This window comes from Enterobacter sp. DTU_2021_1002640_1_SI_PRY_ASU_LCPMC_013, from assembly GCF_032389435.1.
In the GTDB taxonomy this organism is placed as follows: domain Bacteria; phylum Pseudomonadota; class Gammaproteobacteria; order Enterobacterales; family Enterobacteriaceae; genus Enterobacter; species Enterobacter hormaechei_C.
In genome coordinates this window covers 2,632,075-2,647,663 of record NZ_CP135594.1, presented here as the reverse complement: position 1 = coordinate 2,647,663, position 15,589 = coordinate 2,632,075, and the positions used below count along the sequence as shown (strand labels likewise).

25 protein-coding genes and 1 tRNA gene are annotated in these 15,589 nt (G+C 52.4%); 25 read left to right on the top strand and 1 reads right to left on the bottom strand.

All coding sequences use genetic code 11. From position 1 onward, the window contains the following. Position 1: 1 nt before the first annotated feature. From RS584_RS12655 to RS584_RS12580, 16 genes are all read left to right on the top strand, one after another. The gene (locus RS584_RS12655; protein WP_315747997.1) at positions 2-343 is read left to right on the top strand and encodes a winged helix-turn-helix domain-containing protein; all 342 of its coding nucleotides are present in this window, start codon (positions 2-4) and stop codon (positions 341-343) included. Next, positions 340-912, top strand: coding sequence for an ead/Ea22-like family protein (locus RS584_RS12650; protein ID WP_410493076.1), 573 nt, complete (start codon positions 340-342; stop codon positions 910-912). The genes RS584_RS12655 and RS584_RS12650 overlap by 4 nt, the downstream gene beginning before the upstream one ends. Next, positions 909-1,604, top strand: coding sequence for a DUF551 domain-containing protein (locus tag RS584_RS12645; RefSeq protein ID WP_315747996.1), 696 nt, complete (start codon positions 909-911; stop codon positions 1,602-1,604). Before RS584_RS12650 ends, RS584_RS12645 begins: the two co-directional genes overlap by 4 nt. Before the next feature lie 818 nt (positions 1,605-2,422). Then, positions 2,423-2,878: a YbcN family protein gene (locus RS584_RS12640; RefSeq protein WP_023277185.1), complete on the top strand. Its 456-nt coding sequence runs from the start codon at positions 2,423-2,425 to the stop codon at positions 2,876-2,878. Beyond that, positions 2,878-3,048 (top strand): NinE family protein, encoded by a 171-nt coding sequence (locus RS584_RS12635; protein ID WP_315747995.1) that lies wholly within the window; start codon positions 2,878-2,880, stop codon positions 3,046-3,048. Before RS584_RS12640 ends, RS584_RS12635 begins: the two co-directional genes overlap by 1 nt. Beyond that, a complete protein-coding gene (locus tag RS584_RS12630; protein ID WP_028013586.1) occupies positions 3,041-3,331 on the top strand; it encodes a DUF1364 domain-containing protein in 291 nt (96 codons plus the stop codon). Before RS584_RS12635 ends, RS584_RS12630 begins: the two co-directional genes overlap by 8 nt. Continuing rightward, positions 3,328-3,690 carry a crossover junction endodeoxyribonuclease RusA gene (rusA, locus tag RS584_RS12625; protein WP_058687461.1) on the top strand — a complete coding sequence of 121 codons (363 nt, stop codon included), beginning with the start codon at positions 3,328-3,330 and terminating at the stop codon, positions 3,688-3,690. Before RS584_RS12630 ends, rusA begins: the two co-directional genes overlap by 4 nt. Continuing rightward, the gene (locus RS584_RS12620) at positions 3,687-3,803 is read left to right on the top strand and encodes a hypothetical protein (protein WP_094166857.1); all 117 of its coding nucleotides are present in this window, start codon (positions 3,687-3,689) and stop codon (positions 3,801-3,803) included. The genes rusA and RS584_RS12620 overlap by 4 nt, the downstream gene beginning before the upstream one ends. After that, positions 3,803-4,492, top strand: coding sequence for a bacteriophage antitermination protein Q (locus RS584_RS12615; RefSeq protein WP_032652813.1), 690 nt, complete (start codon positions 3,803-3,805; stop codon positions 4,490-4,492). The genes RS584_RS12620 and RS584_RS12615 overlap by 1 nt, the downstream gene beginning before the upstream one ends. A gap of 474 nt (positions 4,493-4,966) precedes the next feature. Further along, a tRNA-Ile gene (locus RS584_RS12610) sits at positions 4,967-5,041 on the top strand. 189 nt (positions 5,042-5,230) lie between these two features. Beyond that, a complete protein-coding gene (locus RS584_RS12605; protein ID WP_122008274.1) occupies positions 5,231-5,536 on the top strand; it encodes a phage holin family protein in 306 nt (101 codons plus the stop codon). After that, positions 5,523-5,963 carry a lysozyme gene (locus tag RS584_RS12600; RefSeq protein WP_315747994.1) on the top strand — a complete coding sequence of 147 codons (441 nt, stop codon included), beginning with the start codon at positions 5,523-5,525 and terminating at the stop codon, positions 5,961-5,963. The genes RS584_RS12605 and RS584_RS12600 overlap by 14 nt, the downstream gene beginning before the upstream one ends. Beyond that, positions 5,960-6,346: a DUF2570 domain-containing protein gene (locus tag RS584_RS12595; RefSeq protein ID WP_315747993.1), complete on the top strand. Its 387-nt coding sequence runs from the start codon at positions 5,960-5,962 to the stop codon at positions 6,344-6,346. The genes RS584_RS12600 and RS584_RS12595 overlap by 4 nt, the downstream gene beginning before the upstream one ends. A 246-nt stretch (positions 6,347-6,592) precedes the next feature. Further along, complete coding sequence (locus tag RS584_RS12590) at positions 6,593-6,898, top strand: hypothetical protein (protein WP_315747992.1); 306 nt, start codon at positions 6,593-6,595, stop codon at positions 6,896-6,898. Next, complete coding sequence (locus RS584_RS12585; protein WP_315747991.1) at positions 6,888-7,265, top strand: hypothetical protein; 378 nt, start codon at positions 6,888-6,890, stop codon at positions 7,263-7,265. Before RS584_RS12590 ends, RS584_RS12585 begins: the two co-directional genes overlap by 11 nt. Before the next feature lie 362 nt (positions 7,266-7,627). Next, entirely contained in the window at positions 7,628-7,819 is a 192-nt protein-coding gene (locus RS584_RS12580) for a hypothetical protein (RefSeq protein ID WP_315747990.1), read from the top strand. An 86-nt stretch (positions 7,820-7,905) separates the two neighbouring features. On the opposite strand, the gene RS584_RS12575 is transcribed toward RS584_RS12580, so the two are convergent. Next, the gene (locus RS584_RS12575; RefSeq protein ID WP_315747989.1) at positions 7,906-8,181 is read right to left on the bottom strand and encodes a hypothetical protein; all 276 of its coding nucleotides are present in this window, start codon (positions 8,179-8,181) and stop codon (positions 7,906-7,908) included. Positions 8,182-8,265: 84 nt separating this feature from the next. Here RS584_RS12575 and RS584_RS12570 point away from each other — a divergent pair, with 84 nt between their 5' ends. The 9 genes from RS584_RS12570 (at position 8,266) to RS584_RS12530 (ending at position 15,588) form a co-directional block, all read left to right on the top strand. After that, on the top strand, positions 8,266-8,904 hold the full coding sequence (locus tag RS584_RS12570) for a putative metallopeptidase (protein ID WP_315747988.1): 639 nt from the start codon (positions 8,266-8,268) through the stop codon (positions 8,902-8,904). Positions 8,905-8,935: 31 nt separating this feature from the next. After that, positions 8,936-9,391 carry a DUF2280 domain-containing protein gene (locus RS584_RS12565; protein WP_315747987.1) on the top strand — a complete coding sequence of 152 codons (456 nt, stop codon included), beginning with the start codon at positions 8,936-8,938 and terminating at the stop codon, positions 9,389-9,391. Then, complete coding sequence (locus RS584_RS12560) at positions 9,388-10,641, top strand: PBSX family phage terminase large subunit (protein ID WP_315747986.1); 1,254 nt, start codon at positions 9,388-9,390, stop codon at positions 10,639-10,641. Before RS584_RS12565 ends, RS584_RS12560 begins: the two co-directional genes overlap by 4 nt. 59 nt (positions 10,642-10,700) lie before the next feature. Beyond that, positions 10,701-11,024 (top strand): hypothetical protein, encoded by a 324-nt coding sequence (locus RS584_RS12555; protein WP_288764501.1) that lies wholly within the window; start codon positions 10,701-10,703, stop codon positions 11,022-11,024. 68 nt (positions 11,025-11,092) lie between these two features. Further along, positions 11,093-11,626: an HNH endonuclease gene (locus RS584_RS12550; RefSeq protein WP_315747985.1), complete on the top strand. Its 534-nt coding sequence runs from the start codon at positions 11,093-11,095 to the stop codon at positions 11,624-11,626. Further along, positions 11,623-12,972, top strand: a complete 1,350-nt coding sequence (locus RS584_RS12545) for an anti-CBASS protein Acb1 family protein (protein ID WP_315747984.1) — start codon at positions 11,623-11,625, stop codon at positions 12,970-12,972. The genes RS584_RS12550 and RS584_RS12545 overlap by 4 nt, the downstream gene beginning before the upstream one ends. Beyond that, on the top strand, positions 12,932-13,858 hold the full coding sequence (locus tag RS584_RS12540; protein WP_315747983.1) for a phage minor head protein: 927 nt from the start codon (positions 12,932-12,934) through the stop codon (positions 13,856-13,858). Before RS584_RS12545 ends, RS584_RS12540 begins: the two co-directional genes overlap by 41 nt. Before the next feature lie 2 nt (positions 13,859-13,860). After that, positions 13,861-15,126: a hypothetical protein gene (locus tag RS584_RS12535; protein ID WP_315747982.1), complete on the top strand. Its 1,266-nt coding sequence runs from the start codon at positions 13,861-13,863 to the stop codon at positions 15,124-15,126. Between the two features lie 12 nt (positions 15,127-15,138). Further along, positions 15,139-15,588, top strand: coding sequence for a hypothetical protein (locus tag RS584_RS12530; protein ID WP_032669780.1), 450 nt, complete (start codon positions 15,139-15,141; stop codon positions 15,586-15,588). Position 15,589 lies beyond the last annotated feature (1 nt).

Here is a 15,589-nt window from a genome sequence, read left to right as displayed (position 1 = left end):
TATGACCATAACAATCCGTGGGCAGATTCTTGCAGCCCTGCGTAACAACCCGGGCCTGAATAGTGCTCGCATTGCCAGCATGATCGGCATGACCACCAAAAAGATTTCCGGCCCGTTAAGCACATTGTTAGCAGACGGCCTGATCGAGTTCGAAGGCAAGCACGGCCAGCGGCTGTATCGGCTGACCAGCTACGGCATGAAATACGCACCGGAAACTATCCCTGCTATGCCGAAGGGAAATTCGAAGCTGGTTCGGCGTACAGAGACAAACGTGATCTGCCAGGAGTGCCGTAACAGCGCGGTGATGAAACGAATTTTAAGTGTATACGGGGTGAGAGCATGAAAAATAATACACATCCAGCATTGAAAGAACGAATCGAAAAGGCTCTTGACGATTTCACCAAAGGCCTCGCCAGTATGCACGTCCCACCTTTGGATACTGATGTTGATATGGTGCTGGCGGAATGCAGTGACAGATTATCCGAGCTTGAAGCCAAGTGCGCGGCGATGGCTGCGGAGAATGCGGGGCTGAAAAATGCAATCACCGCAGTAAGCAAAACATCAGAAGAGTGTGAGATTAACGGTGACGAATTGAAATATGTCGTCAAGCCTTCCGAATTTGATGCGTTGACTGATTTGCTGGACGAAACACCAGCGACCGACGCTTTGCTGGCTAAAATGCGGGCGCAGGCCCACAAGGAAGGCGCTCACTTTGTTGCTAACAGGATGCTGGCCGCATGGGAGGCTGGGTTTATCGATGACACGGCGAAGAACGCGGCAGACATCGCACGGATGATTCTCACATCTACAGAGTTTATGGCTGATGCGCCAGAGGGGGATTTCGATCGCTCGTTCGCTGATAGAGTACTCGAAGACATCGCCGTCCAACTTCGCAAGGAGGCCGCCCAATGAGCACTACCCTAAAAGAATGGCTAGTGAAGACCATAATGGAGCTTGAAGAAGAGCGCGATGCTGTGCCCGGCGCAGTAAACGAAGATGCGGCCAATGCGCTCGCTGCGATGAAGCTAGCGCTGGCATCGCTCGAAGCGGAGCCGGTATTTGAAGTGGAAGTGTCAGGCAATCACTGGTTAAACGCTGGGCCGGTAGACGATAGCGATTTTTCGGGAATGCCCGATGGAGTTAATCAGCTCTATTCCGCCCCTCCAGCGCCGGTATCTGTGCCTGATGAACTGCTATCAGCAATGGAAGAAGTTCTGCGTATCTCAGACCGTGACCACGAGGCATGGCACAAGGTTAAGGCCGGCATCTTATCCTGCCGCGCCGCCATGCTTCAGGGTGCCGAAAACGCCGAGTCGCCCACCACCATGCAGACCGCGCCAGCTCTGGATTCTTCGCCAAAAATTGCCGAGTCGCCCAGCGGCAACTATCCGGTGATTCAGGATGGTTGGGTGGCTTGCAGTGAGAGGATGCCGCATATCGGTGTGCCAGTTATCACATGCTGTGGCGACGTGGTTCAGTACGCTGCTTATGCGTGGGATGGCAAGGAATGGCAGGACTGGTACGAGGAATACGATAAGCTACCAGCCAGCACCTTTACCCACTGGCACCCTCGGCCAGCAGCACCGCAGCAGGAGGTGAAGTGATGAGACAGCGGAGGCCTCAGGTGAGGCCTCGTTCTAAACACCCTTCTTTTGCCACCGTCTCCGTCTCGGTATAGGTATGCAAGATATAGAGGTGAGGCGTGTTCCACAGACGGAGCAAACCGCACCATGAGGTTGGTTTAAGTCTGAACTAAAGGTCGTAAAAAAGAACTTTTTGTTCGAACAAACCTGGCACTTGAATTGGATGTTGGGGATGGTCCCCTCCGGCCAGTTGATTGGAGTCTTAAAGTTACAGTAATTATTAGTCTGCGTATTTAAATAGGTGAAAGAAATTTGAGTTGTGAGGGTTCATTTACAATCGCCAGACAATTTCTCTTCAAGGCCATTTTTCTCATGAATGGTAATCGGGCCAAAAAAAGCCAGCGGCTAGCGCGGCAGCTGACATCATAATCAGAATTGTTATCAACAACCTGGATTTAACAGAGGGATCCTTGTCCCCGCCAAGGTAATGTCTAATCAAGGCGAAGGCAAACGCGGCACTTAATGCTGCATGCACATAGGTTAGCTTTTCTGGTAATGGCACATACGCTCCTTGCGATCAGCACTGACACATCAAACATGTGGCACCTTAGTCTAATAATTTTTGGAGAAAAAATTAAGTTTGTGGTGAGTAAATGCAAAATTTGATTAATCAAAATCAACCCGCCATAATCATGTCATCGGAGCCTGAACAACTCCGGTGACTTCTGCGCATTTAAGGGGACTTAAATGCGACCACAATCTGAACTCCTCACCTTGTCACAGATGCAGAAATGCACCTGCGATTTTCTGCATTCTGCGGTTTCCGTTAAGGAGGCCGTATGACTCTGCCAGTAGACGGCATCAAACTCCATCGCGGCAACTTCGCGGCCATTGGCCAGCAGATTCAGCCATTGCTGGATGCCGGGCAATGTTTCCGCCTGCAAGTCAAACCATGGCGCGAGAAGCGCAGCCTGTCGCAGAACGCGCTCAGCCACATGTGGTACACGGAAATCAGCGAGTACCTGGTTAGCTCCGGACGTACCGACGCGACTCCGGAGTGGGTTAAGCGCAACCTCAAGAAAACCTATCTCGGCTGTGAAGAGGTGACCTACACCGACTTCATCACCGGTGAGAAAACCACGACCTGGGAGCCACGCCACACCGCCGACCTCGATACAGGCGAAATGCATATCTTCCTGGTGAAGGTTGAAATGTGGTGCGCCCAGTTCGGCCTGGCCCTGACAATTCCGAACGGTTGCGAATACCAGCAGCTGCGCGATAAGCAGGAGGCGTGATGTCTACTCCACTATCCCGCGTCATCACCAACGAAATCTTCAGCGTTCCGGCGCGCCGCCAGCGCAAGCCAGCGGTTAAGCCGTCCGACATCCCGACCTTGAAAGACTACACCGCCCGCCTGGTGGATCAGAAATGGCTGAGTCTCGCGGCGAGGAGGGCGCATGGCTAATTTATGCAAAGCGGCACGCGGCCGCGAATGTCAGGTGCGGATCCCCGGCGTATGCAACGGCAACGCTGAAACCTCGGTACTGGCCCACATCCGTATTGCTGGCCTCTGCGGGACCGGAATCAAGCCGCCTGACCTGATCGCCACCATCGCATGCAGCAGTTGCCACGACGAGATTGATCGCCGCACCCGCCTGGTCGATGCGGAATATGCAAAGGAGTGCGCGCTGGAAGGCATGGCTCGCACTCAGGTCATCTGGCTTAAAGAGGGGCTCGTAAAAGCATGAATGAATATCGCATCAGTCTCCCATGGCCGCCGAGCAACAACCGCTACTATCGGCATAATCGCGGGCGCACGCACATCAGCGCAGAAGGGCAGGCGTACCGAGACAGCGTCGCCAGAATTATCAAAGACTCAATGCTCGATATCGGCCTGACCACGCCCGTGAAAATCCGTATCGAGTGCCACATGCCGGATCGCCGCCGCCGGGACCTGGACAATCTACAAAAGGCCGCATTCGATGCCCTGACGAAATCCGGTTTCTGGCTCGATGACCAGCAGGTTGATTACTACAGCGTGAAGAGAATGCCGATCGTCAAAGGCGGCAGGCTTGAACTGACCATCACCGAACTGGAGGCCGAATGAACCACACAGACTTCCTGCGGTACCAGGCCGAAAGCGTAAAGCGCGCCAGCATGCCGCCAGTAGCAAAGCACAGCCAGACAAAAACAAACCAGCCACAGAAGGAAGCCGCATGATGAACAGTCAGCAACTGGAATACGTACGTCAGCAGATCATGGTGGCGACCGCAGATCTGAGCGGGGCGACGAAAGGGCAGCTGGTAGCTTTCGCCGAGAACGCGCAATTCACCGCGACGGTGCGCAGCCGGGGCCGGAAGAAAATCACCGACCCGGTCACCGGCCGGAAAGTTAACCCTGACGGCCCGCCGATGAGCGGCAACCAGTCCCGCGCTAAGGGATCATCCATCGCGCTGGTGGGCCCGTTGGAGTTCGTTACGGCATCCTGGCGCCGTGCTGTCCTGTCTCTGGAAGAACATCAGAAAGCGTGGCTACTGTGGAACTACAGCGAGAACACCCGCTTTGAATACCAGGTGTCGATCACCCAGTGGGCGTGGGAAGAGTTCCGGGAACAGCTCAGCACGAAGAAAGTGGCCGGCAAGACGATGGAACGCCTGAAGAAGCTTATCTGGCTGGCGGCGCAGGACGTGAAAGCAGAGCTGGCGGGGCGGGAAACGTATGAATACCAGGCGCTGGCGGAACTGGCGGGCGTGGCTAAATCCACTTGGACAGAAACGTATTTGCCTCATTGGCTGGCTATGCGCAACAACTTTAAGCGACTCGATAGCGGTGCGCTTATCTCTGTAACGCGATCACGTTCACAACAAAAGGCGACAAATTTAGATGTAAGTCTTGCAAAACCGAACTGAAACGCATATATTTCATGTAAGTCTGATATCGTCGCCATAGCTTCGTAGGTCGACAAAGAATTAAGAGCCTCGCCACCGTGCGGGGCTTTGTTTTTTGTGCTTTATGTAAACCAAGTGGTCTTTAAAAGTTAATAATCTTTTTTTACTTATGTAAAATATGGCCTCCAGTGAAAACAGAGAGGCCTCATCATGAAGAACTTCCAGCTTTATGTTGGCGGCACTAACAACATCACCTATCGTTACGAAATCAGAAAGGTGGATGATGCTTTTAGTGTTCGAATATTCAACGTCAAAAACAAGTTGCACAAAGAGGTCGGTTGTAAGTCGCTTCGCTTTGTGTCAGCTCATGATGTTATCGATGAGTGCACATCGCATTACAGGAGGCACGCTGAAGGCCTAAGAGGCTTTTTACGTGGGCTCAAAATGTGGTGAAGTTGCAACTCAACAGACAGGTCGCTCAGGCGGCCTTTTTATTTTCCTGTAGCTAAGCGGTAAAGCTCCCAAATCATAATTGGTTGATTGCTGGTTCGAATCCAGACGGGCGACCCAAACCCACTACCTGGGACCCTTCGGCCATAGAGCCGACATTGCCTTACCCTCATCTTCCCGGCCTGTCGCCGGGTTTTTTATTCAGGCCGCAGACAATCAATTCCAGATGCCACGTATCTATCGTGTCTGACGGCCTTTCCCCACTACACAAACAGCACCCCGTTTTTCGGAGGTGATATGGCTAAACGTATGCAAGATAAAGAAAGCATTGCCGGAGTGTCATGGCTGATTGTCCTTGCTCTGTCATGCTGGGGCGGCCTGGTCCGATACCTTATTGACGTTAAGCAGAACAAAGCCACCTGGAGCTGGATCAACGCGCTGGCACAAATTGCAGTGTCCGGTTTTACCGGTCTCATTGGTGGCCTGATCAGCGTTGAAAGCGGTCTGAGCCTTTACATGATCCTGGTTACGTCTGGTATTAGCGGGGCGATGGGCTCCGTAGCACTGACGTACTTCTGGGAGCGCCTGACGGGAATGAAGAATGCAAACCAGTGATAAAGGCATTGCCCTGATCAAAGAGTTCGAAGGCTGCAAGCTTACCGCGTACCAGGACAGCGTTGGCGTCTGGACGATTGGCTATGGCTGGACTCAGCCTGTCGACGGCAAACCAATCCGCGCTGGGATGACGATTAAGCAGGAAACGGCTGAGCGCCTGCTGAAGACCGGACTGGTCAGCTATGAAAATGACGTGTCCCGTCTGGTTAAAGTCGGTCTGACTCAGGGGCAATTCGACGCCCTGGTGTCGTTCACGTACAACCTCGGCGCCCGGTCACTGTCGACATCTACTCTTCTGCGAAAACTCAACGCCGGAGATTACGCTGGCGCTGCCGATGAGTTCCTGCGCTGGAATAAAGCTGGTGGCAAAGTCATAAACGGCCTGACCCGTCGGCGTGAGGCGGAGCGCGCTCTGTTCCTGCCGTGATTAGCGCACTGGTAAAGCGTTACTGGCTGCAACTGATTGTGGTGGCGGTAATCGGCGTGCTGGCGTTCTTCGTGAACCGCTATCGCGACAACGCCATCGCCTACAAAGACCAGCGCGATAAAGCAACGGTCAGGGCAGACAAATCAGAGGCGATCACCAACAACGTGATCACCACGATGAACATCATCCGCGACATCTCACAGGCTACCCAGAATGCTAAGAACGAACTGGCTCAAAGGGGCGAAACGCGCATTGTCTACATCAGGCAGGCGCTTGAAGGCGATCCGTGCGCTAACCAGCTTGTTCCTTCTTCCGCTGCTGACAGCCTGCGGGAATATGCAGACGGTTTACGTTCCGGCCCCAGTGGTGCCGATAAGCGCTGACCTGACCGCAGACACGCCGATCCCCGGAATGGCAGTTCCGTTCACTTGGCAGGCAAGTCTGGAGTTAAACGCTCAGCTATACACGGCGCTGGGGCAGTGCAATCTGGATAAGGCAGGAATTAGGGAGATAGAATCTTCTAGGGGTCGAGATAAGGATAAATATTAGCCACAAGTACAGGAAGTACAAAAACGAAGTTGGAACATGTTATATTTCCTCCTTAGTTTCATTCTCTTTGAAGGTGAGTAGTGGAAAAAATCAATAAGAAACAAATGGTTGAAAAGTTGGCGAAGTTTAGGGCTACAGCTGATCAGATAAATGAAGATCTAAACTCTTTGTCGCAAAATGTGATCTCTATCTACCAAACTTTATCTCTCAAAGAATCTATGACAGAGGAGGAGCAGGCTGTTTGGTTGCAGCTTAAAGGTCTTCTGGAGCCGATACTTCAATCAACACTTCACTCCCACAACTATAACCAATCTATGTGGAGAGATTACACCCAAGTAGTTAAAGCATTGGGGGCGTCGTCAGACGTGAATATCAATGGCGATTAGCATTCAGGAAATAAGTGACAAAATAAAACAAAATCAGTCACAAATTCAAAGCAATAAGGGTAAAATTTCTGTTGTTGAAGAAAGCGCCATTAACAATTTACACAGAGATGGAAGGACAAGAAGTACGTTGACAATTACGTTCCTAATCTGTTTCTTCATTTTAATTGCTGGCTGCTTTGGTTTTGTTCTCTGGTACAACTCTCTTGCCATTGGATGGATGAAGGATCTGCACTCCCAGGGCCTTGACAATGAAATTGCAAGCGTAAAGCTACTAGAACTCGATAAAGTTCTTGCCGTCATAATCGGAGCCCTTGGCACTTCGCTCGGATTCATTATTGGTTATTACTTTAAAGAGAAAAATAATTAACCGCCTCAGGGCGGTTTTTTGTTGCCATCACCATGGGTTGGCTCATCGTAATGGCAACTCTATTATCAAATCAATGGCTTTCCAGTTATCCTGTGATGGATAACGCTCAGCATAAACCGGACAAGTAGGTATGTTGTTGGGGCGTGCAGAATCGCAACCCAGTCATGGGAAGTAAGCATCTAATCTCCTTTTCAAATTAGGTTTCTCAGGCTGGGATTGGCCTTTCTATAGTGGTCTCTTATTACTAAGCAAGAAGTCCAACGCGTTGGACTTTCGATACCTTCTATAGTGAGGGTTAAAAGATTATCCCCTGCAAAGGATAATCAATCCATTATCCCCTTTAGCGGATAAAGAGGCTCTTAATGTCCGACATCTACATCATCAAACTGACTACGAACGACGGCGGCGAATACACGGGCAAGATGTCACGACGTCAGCCTGAGTTGGTTAACGGCTTTGTGCCGCTGGCGACGGAAACGGGCCAGTGGCTGTATTTCGCTCCTGCTGATGTGAAGCGAGTGGAGTTCACGCCAGTAACGGCAGATGGGATGTAAAGGTCTATTATGTTAAAAACTGAGTAACGCAAAAAATCGCGCCACCCAGTCGTTTGAACTTACCCTAACTTAGGTGGCTAAAGATTTTAATCACGCATCTTATATGTTGCATGAACGTGGCCAGGTTTGTCTTCATCTTCTGCAAATGAAACCGACACGTTGTGACCTGAAATCTCATTGCTACCATCGAGTTTTTTTACTGTTACATAGCCACCGTTTTGATATTCGAAGTACTGAGTGGTTACACCATCAATGACGTTTTCTTCTGATTTAACTACCCCGGTATTGTCTATTGTAATACGTGAAATTGGCTGATCGATTTCCATAGATCCGGTTTGCGGATTGAACTTGTAGCTTGGCATGAAGATATTCCTTTTAAAATTATTGGATTTTTCTTATAGCACTTTTCCTGATGCATGTGAATCGAGCTACCTACGGAGTGAGACATGGAGAACGATGACGAGCGCAGGCCATATCCGCCAGTTAACTTTATCGACTCCGAGAACTGGCAGCCATACACCAGGCTCATTCCCGCCAATGAAGTGCATGAATGGGTAAGTCGCCAAATCATCAGCGATACCGGCAGCATCCATAACCCTGACCACGGACACCTATTAGAGGCGGATCTCTGCTTCATGTGGGCGTCAGATTCGTTTGCGAAGAAAGGGCGCTACGTTCTCGGTCAGGCCGAACAGGTAATGCTCCGCGCCGGTGGTTGGCAGAAAGCCAGAATGGAACAGCAGATGCATGAATGGTTCGGGCGAATCCCGAAGTTCATCATCACACTGGCGGCCGATTACTGCTCACAATGCAGTGACCTTGAGTTCTGCGCACTGGTAGAGCATGAGCTTTATCACATTGCCCAGGCCACCGATGATTTCGGTGCGCCTAAGTTCAACAAAGAGACCGGGCAGCCAGTGCTTACACTGCGCGGCCACGACGTCGAAGAATTCACTGGTGTCGTACGTCGATACGGTGCCAGTAAAGAAGTGCAGGAGCTCGTTGATGCTGCCAATGCGCCAGCAGAAGTAGCTCATATCGATATAGCCAGGTCATGCGGGACGTGCATGCTAAAGCTGGCGTAACGCTTTATTCAGATTGTCATGGAGGTAGCCTGTGGCAGCATTATCGACAGAGGTTAAAGCCTTCATCGTTCAATCACTCGCCTGCTACGAGACCCCGGTAAAAGTCATTGAGCTTGTAAAGGCTGAATATGACATCGATGTCTCACGGCAGCAGGTGTCGCAATATACGCCCGGCAATGCAATGGCGGCCAAGTTGAGCCAGAAGTGGATTGACCTGTTCAACGCTACCCGTAAACGATTCCAGAATGAGATCGGTGACATTCCGATCGCAAATAAAGCGTACCGGTTGCGCGTTCTCGACCGAATGGCGACCAATGCTGAAAAGATGAAGAACTACGGCATGACCTCGCAGCTTATCGAGCAGGCCGCCAAAGAAATGGGCGATGCCTACACCAATCGCCAGAAAGTCGAGCACACAAGCCCTGATGGCAGCATGACTCCGCAGCCGACAATCATCCAGCTACTACCTGTTGAGCCGAAAGCATGAGTAACGCCGTTCAACTGCCGATCCCCGCGAAGCTTGCGCCGCTGTTCACCGCCGTGAATAAACGTTACCGGTGCTCGCACGGTGGGCGTGGTAGCGCCAAGACGCGCACATTTGCGCTGATGACAGCCGTAAAGGCGTATCAGTCGATGATGAACGGTGAGAGCGGTGTGGTCCTCTGCGCGCGTGAGTTCATGAACTCGCTGGAAGAGTCGAGCATGCAGGAGGTGAAACAGGCGATCCTGTCTGTCCCCTGGCTGGCTTCCAACTTTGACATCGGCGAGAAGTACATCCGCACCATCGACAAGAGCGTTAACTACGTGTTCTGCGGTCTGCGGCATAACCTCGACAGCATCAAGTCGAAAGCTCGCATCCTGCTGTGCTGGGTTGATGAGGCTGAATCAGTCAGCGAAATAGCCTGGCAGAAGTTGAGCCCGACAGTCCGTGAGGAAGGTTCAGAGATTTGGGTAACATGGAACCCGGAGCGCGACGGTAGCGCCACGGATAAGCGTTTCCGCAAAGAGGCTGGTGACGACTGCATCACCGTTGAAATGAACTACACGGATAACCCGTGGTTCCCCGACGTGCTGGAAGGTGAGCGACAGAACGACCAACGCCGCCTCGACCCGGCAACATATGCATGGGTTTGGGAGGGGGCTTACCTTGAAAACTCAGATAAGCAGGTACTGGCCGGAAAATACCGGATCGCTGAGTTCTCGGAAAACCTCTGGAAAGAACCTGAGCGCCTGTTCTTCGGTGCCGACTTCGGTTTCGCCAAAGACCCTAACACACTGGTGCGTTCGTTCATCCTGCACAACCGGCTGTACATTGAGTACGAGGCATACGGGCAGCAGACAGAGCTCGACCACATGCCAGAGCTATACGACACAATCCCCGGATCGCGTGACTGGCCAATTAAGGCTGATGCGGCACGACCTGAGACGATAAGCTATCTCAAGCGGCAGGGATTCAACATCTCGGCTGCCGATAAGTGGCAGGGTAGCGTTGAGGACGGGATCGCGCACCTTCGCGGATTCGACGAAATCATTATCCATCCCCGCTGCAAGAACGTCGCGCGCGAGGCCCGCATGTGGTCGTACAAAACGGACCGCATCACCGGTGAGGTGTTGCCGAAGCTCGCCGATGGTTACGAGCATTGCTGGGACGGTATTCGTTACAGCCTCGACGGACACATTAAGCGCAAGGGCCAGGTGGCCGGGATGATGATCCCTAAGAGATTAAGGGGAACGTGAATTAAAGTTGGACAGATTGATGCCGATAATATGTTGTGAAATCGACCTATGGAGGCGGCATGATTGATCAGAAAACTGTAGTACAAGTTAATTACGGACAAGAAAAAGACGTTGTTTTGGGAGAGATTGTTAAGTTCAGTTATTACCAGCCTACTCCTGGTGGGCATATTGAGGTTACAGCGAGTGGCATTCCTTCAGACTGTTCTTCAGTTTGCAAAGAATTAGTCGCACGCATAGGCAAGATGATTCAGGTACGCCTTGTTTCTTCAATAAGTACTTCTGAGTTTACTATCAAACTTGACCAGTTATCAGTTAGCGAATCCCCTGTAGATCCGGGCGCAATCGAAATTTATTTATCCGGCATCCAGCCAGACAAGCAATAAGCACTAATTAAGTTATAGGTCGCCACGGCGGCCTTTTTTATTGCCATAAATCCACCAACGGACAATCCATGACTGACAAATTAACTCTCGCCGTTGGTGATAACGGGGGCTTTGACATACATAAAATCCGGGAGTGTGTTGCATACAACCCCTCAAGCCCAACTGGACTGGTGTGGATAAAAAGCTCTGGGAGAGTTAAAGCCGGAGACCATGCCGGAAGCTACAACGGCGCGCGTGGTTACTACTACGTCACCATCAATAAGAAAAAGTATCTTGCCCATAGAGTGGTATGGGTATTGATGCATGGCGCGCTTGGGTCATTGGTTGATGTCGACCATAAAGATGGCGATACCACCAATAACAAAATCGAAAACCTTCGCCCAGCAACGAGAGCAGAAAACCTAAAGAACACCCCACTTCGGAAAGATAACTCATCCGGCGTTAAGGGACTTTCGTGGCACTCAAAAAACTGCGGGTGGCAGGGAAGAATTTGGGATAACGGAAAAATCCACCGCAAGTTCTCTGCATCTAGAAGCGTAGTTGAGGCCTGGCTAATTGAGATGAGGGAGAGTCTTCATGGCGAATTTGCGAGGCACGAATGAGCGATAAATTAACACTTGCGGTAAATCACGCTCTTAACGATGCGCGGATGGCGCGCGCCCGTATGGGGCTGTTGGCGCCTACAATGGGGCTGGACAATAAGCGCCACTCTGCTTGGTGCGAGTATGGATTCCCTGAGCAGGTAACCTACGAAAACCTCTACGCCCTGTACCGACGCGGAGGAATAGCTCACGGCGCAGTAGAGAAGCTGGTGGGCAAGTGCTGGCAGACGAACCCGGAAATCATCGAGGGTGATGATGCCGACGAGAGCGAAAACGAAACCGCCTGGGAAAAAAAGTCAAAGCAGGTATTCAACAACCGGTTCTGGCGCTCATTTGCCGAGGCTGATCGCCGTCGCCTTGTCGGTCGTTATGCAGGCATCCTTCTGCACGTCCGCGATGAAAAAGACTGGAACCTTCCGGTTACCAAAGGGCGAGGTCTTCAGAAAATATCAGTGGCGTGGGCCGGATCGCTCACGGTGAGCGAGTGGGACACTGGGTTGAACTCGAAGACTTACGGTCAGCCGAAAATGTGGCAGTACGCCGAACGGTTGCCGAATGGTTCAAGTCGCCGCGTTAATATCCATCCCGACCGCGTTTTCATCCTTGGTGATTACTCAGATGATGCCATTGGATTTCTTGAGCCCGCTTATAACGCCTTTGTGAGCCTTGAGAAAGTAGAGGGCGGGTCTGGTGAGTCATTCCTCAAGAACGCCGCCCGGCAGTTGGCGCTGAGCTTCGATAAAGAAATCGACTTCGGCAGCCTGGCATCAATGTACAACGTCAGCGTTGACGAATTGCAGGACAAGTTCAACGAGGCGGCTCGCGAAATGAACCGTGGGAACGATGTTTTGCTTTCCCTGCAAGGAGCAAGCGTAACATCTCTGGTTTCTCCAGTTTCAGACCCGTCTCCGACCTATGACGTGAACCTGCAAACCGGCGCTGCCGGGGTAGATATCCCGACGCGTATTCTTGTTGGTAATCAGCAAGCTGAGCGCTCCAGCACCGAAGACCAGAAATATTTCAACGCTCGCTGCCAGTCGCGCCGTGTAGACCTCGCTTTCGAGATAGAGGATTTCTGCGACAAGCTGATTGAACTGCAAATCATCGACTCTGTTAGCCAAAAGGCTGTTATCTGGGATGACCTGAACGAACAGACCGGCACTGAGAAGCTCACTAACGCCAAGACCATGGGTGAGATTAACCAGACCATGCAGGGCAGCGGCGATGAACCCGCGTTCACCCGTGAAGAGATTCGCACGGCTGCGGGCTATGACAATGACGACGAAGAGCCTTTAGGAGAAGAGGATGGCGACGAAGAAGCCGAAGCCACCGATTCTGCCGCGTAACTATCAGGATCCGACCGGGGCTGATGCGCTGGAGCGCCGGGCAATGAAAGACTTCGCCAGGCGAATGAATAAGATTGGCAAAGCGTACAAATCAGCACTCGACAAAATACCTTCCTCCCTTGCAGTAAACGCCAGATACGAATACCAACTAAACCCAACGCTACTCTCCATCATCCTGAACGATGCCAGTTATCTGGTTGATCAGGTGCTGCTTGAAGGTGGCGATTACGACCTGTGGTTTTACGAGTACATCGATCTGGCATCGGAGAAAGGGACCGGGCAGTCATTCTACAACCTCAGCCAGCAGTCGCCGGTGTACGCCGCTGGTCGTGAGTCGCTGGCTTCCATCCTCGCAAGCGACCCGTACCAGCAACGAATGGCGCTGGTGCATGCGCGTGTATTTGAGGAAATGAAGGGGCTGACGGCTGACGTTAAGCGCGATATGGCGCGTGTGCTGACTGATGGCGTGGGGCGTGGTCTCAATCCGCTGGATATTGCCCGCAACCTGACAGACCAGACCGGCATCGAGAAACGCCGGGCGAACAGAATCGCGCGTACAGAAGTGACCACCGCACTGCGCAGGGCTAAGTGGGATGAAGATCAAGAGGCGAATGACCTCTTCGGCCTTAAAACCCTTCTGGTTCACATCTCGGCGCTGTCATCGACCACCCGACATACCCATGCAGTGCGTCACGCCCACCTCTACACCAATGAAGAGGTCCGTGACTGGTACAGCAAGGATGGCAACTCCATCAACTGCAAATGCAGCCAGCAGTCAGTTCTGGTCGATGACGACGGCAAACCTCAGTTCCCGGACACCATTACCAAACTCAAACAGGAATATAAATCGATGCAGGCGCGCGGTTACGCCTGGGCGGAGAAATAACTATGCCTATGCAGGTCAACATCACCACGAAGGTGAACAGCCAGTCTATCCGGCGTGAAACATACAACGATCGCGAGCACCTAGTGCTGCCGAGTTACACACTTCCGGCGAACGTCGTCATGAATGGCGGGTTGTACACGGAAGATGAAATCAATGCCCACTATCAGGGGCTGGAAGGCACCCTGGCGCCGCTGGGTCATCCTCAGGTTAACGGCCAGTTCGTTTCTGCTTTCTCGCCAGAGGGGATTAACGCAGGCCATATCGGCGCATGGAACCGCAACGTTAAGAAGTCCGGCAATCGCATTTACCTCGAAAAGTGGGTTGATGTGGCTCGCGCCAGTGAGTCAGAAGGCGGTAAAGAACTGCTTGAGCGTGTCGCAGCCATTGAGCGCGGTGATGACGTGCCACCCATTCATACCAGCGTGGCCGCTTTCCTCGACCAGCTTGAACCGAACGAGCAGCAACGCGCTACCGGCGCTGACTGGGTTGCCAAGATCTACAGCATGGACCACGACGCGATCCTGCTGCATGAAGTCGGGGCAGCCACCCCTGAGCAGGGCGTTGGCCTGATGGTTAACGCTGACCTCGCTCAGCCACTTAAGGCGAACTCCGGAGCACTGGTAGGCGAATCCTACCGGGAGCGCGAGCAGCGTCTAGATCGCGCAGCTAAGGCGAAGTTTGCTCCTGGAGAGAACCAGTATGCGTGGGTTGCTGATTTCACTGACTCGCAAGTGGTAATCGTACGCAATGGTGGAGACGCTCAGGTTTACGGTTATTCCGCTGATGGCGGGAAGATCACCATCGACGATACCGGAACCGCAGTTGCGCGCCAGGAATCATGGGTGACAGTCGTCGCCAACAAATTCAAAGCTCTATTCACACCGCAGGAACAGCCTGCACCAAACCACAAAACGGAGGGCGACATGCCTTTAACCAAAGAAGAACTGGAACAAATCGGCAGCATGATCGGCCAGGCTGTTGCGACCAATACCGAAGCGGCTATTAAGCCTCTCGCGGAAAAGGTTGATGCGCTGCAAGCCAATCAGAATCAGCTCGCGGAAACCCTGACTGCTAACACCCGCGCTGAAGAGAAAGCCAAGCGTGATGCGGTTGCTAAGGTCCATGGCGACATCGTGGCCAACGCGCTTTCTGGCGATGCGCTGGACGCAATGTTCAAGTCGCTGGGCGAAGCTGCTCCTCTGGGCACCAACAATGCTCAACAGCACAAAGAAACTGGCGCACCTGCCGCAGACGAACACTTCAAGTAAGGAGCCGGAATAATGCCACGTTATCGTCGCGTTAATATCGACGGTCAGTCTCTGTACAAGACCGAAACCCGCACTACGGCCGCAGCGCTACTTCCGGGTACCGCCGCAACCATCAACTCATCCGATGAATTCGCTCAGGCCACTGCGCTAACCGGACGCCTGTACATCATCGATGTCGGTTACCACCAGGGCCTGACAATCACCGAAGAAATCCCTGCCGGCGATTCGGCAGTAGGCAACTACGTCGAAGAAGGTCGTGAGCTGGCGCTGCGCTGCCTGCCTGGTGCGTATAAAAAAGACAGCCCGATCAAGCTCGGCACTGCCGGTCAGTTTACCCTGGCAACCGATGACACTGATTCAGTGATCGGATATAGCCAGGATGAATACACCATCGCTGCCAGCACTACCGATTTCATCCGCGTGCGCATGCGCGTTGGCACTGCCGCCGCTGCTGGCGCGTAAC

Bases quoted from the DNA above. Each gene is read 5' to 3' on its own strand.
- RS584_RS12620 (WP_094166857.1), top strand. From the start codon at position 3,687: ATGAACCACACAGACTTCCTGCGGTACCAGGCCGAAAGCGTAAAGCGC.
- RS584_RS12560 (WP_315747986.1), top strand. From the start codon at position 9,388: ATGAGTAACGCCGTTCAACTGCCGATCCCCGCGAAGCTTGCGCCGCTG.
- RS584_RS12645 (WP_315747996.1), top strand. From the start codon at position 909: ATGAGCACTACCCTAAAAGAATGGCTAGTGAAGACCATAATGGAGCTT.
- RS584_RS12655 (WP_315747997.1), top strand. From the start codon at position 2: ATGACCATAACAATCCGTGGGCAGATTCTTGCAGCCCTGCGTAACAAC.
- RS584_RS12555 (WP_288764501.1), top strand. From the start codon at position 10,701: ATGATTGATCAGAAAACTGTAGTACAAGTTAATTACGGACAAGAAAAA.
- RS584_RS12650 (WP_410493076.1), top strand. From the start codon at position 340: ATGAAAAATAATACACATCCAGCATTGAAAGAACGAATCGAAAAGGCT.
- rusA (WP_058687461.1), top strand. From the start codon at position 3,328: ATGAATGAATATCGCATCAGTCTCCCATGGCCGCCGAGCAACAACCGC.
- RS584_RS12540 (WP_315747983.1), top strand. From the start codon at position 12,932: ATGGCGACGAAGAAGCCGAAGCCACCGATTCTGCCGCGTAACTATCAG.
- RS584_RS12580 (WP_315747990.1), top strand. From the start codon at position 7,628: ATGTCCGACATCTACATCATCAAACTGACTACGAACGACGGCGGCGAA.
- RS584_RS12550 (WP_315747985.1), top strand. From the start codon at position 11,093: ATGACTGACAAATTAACTCTCGCCGTTGGTGATAACGGGGGCTTTGAC.
- RS584_RS12605 (WP_122008274.1), top strand. From the start codon at position 5,231: ATGCAAGATAAAGAAAGCATTGCCGGAGTGTCATGGCTGATTGTCCTT.
- RS584_RS12535 (WP_315747982.1), top strand. From the start codon at position 13,861: ATGCCTATGCAGGTCAACATCACCACGAAGGTGAACAGCCAGTCTATC.
- RS584_RS12575 (WP_315747989.1), bottom strand. From the start codon at position 8,181: ATGCCAAGCTACAAGTTCAATCCGCAAACCGGATCTATGGAAATCGAT.
- RS584_RS12570 (WP_315747988.1), top strand. From the start codon at position 8,266: ATGGAGAACGATGACGAGCGCAGGCCATATCCGCCAGTTAACTTTATC.
- RS584_RS12630 (WP_028013586.1), top strand. From the start codon at position 3,041: ATGGCTAATTTATGCAAAGCGGCACGCGGCCGCGAATGTCAGGTGCGG.
- RS584_RS12545 (WP_315747984.1), top strand. From the start codon at position 11,623: ATGAGCGATAAATTAACACTTGCGGTAAATCACGCTCTTAACGATGCG.
- RS584_RS12585 (WP_315747991.1), top strand. From the start codon at position 6,888: ATGGCGATTAGCATTCAGGAAATAAGTGACAAAATAAAACAAAATCAG.
- RS584_RS12615 (WP_032652813.1), top strand. From the start codon at position 3,803: ATGAACAGTCAGCAACTGGAATACGTACGTCAGCAGATCATGGTGGCG.
- RS584_RS12640 (WP_023277185.1), top strand. From the start codon at position 2,423: ATGACTCTGCCAGTAGACGGCATCAAACTCCATCGCGGCAACTTCGCG.
- RS584_RS12530 (WP_032669780.1), top strand. From the start codon at position 15,139: ATGCCACGTTATCGTCGCGTTAATATCGACGGTCAGTCTCTGTACAAG.
- RS584_RS12600 (WP_315747994.1), top strand. From the start codon at position 5,523: ATGCAAACCAGTGATAAAGGCATTGCCCTGATCAAAGAGTTCGAAGGC.
- RS584_RS12635 (WP_315747995.1), top strand. From the start codon at position 2,878: ATGTCTACTCCACTATCCCGCGTCATCACCAACGAAATCTTCAGCGTT.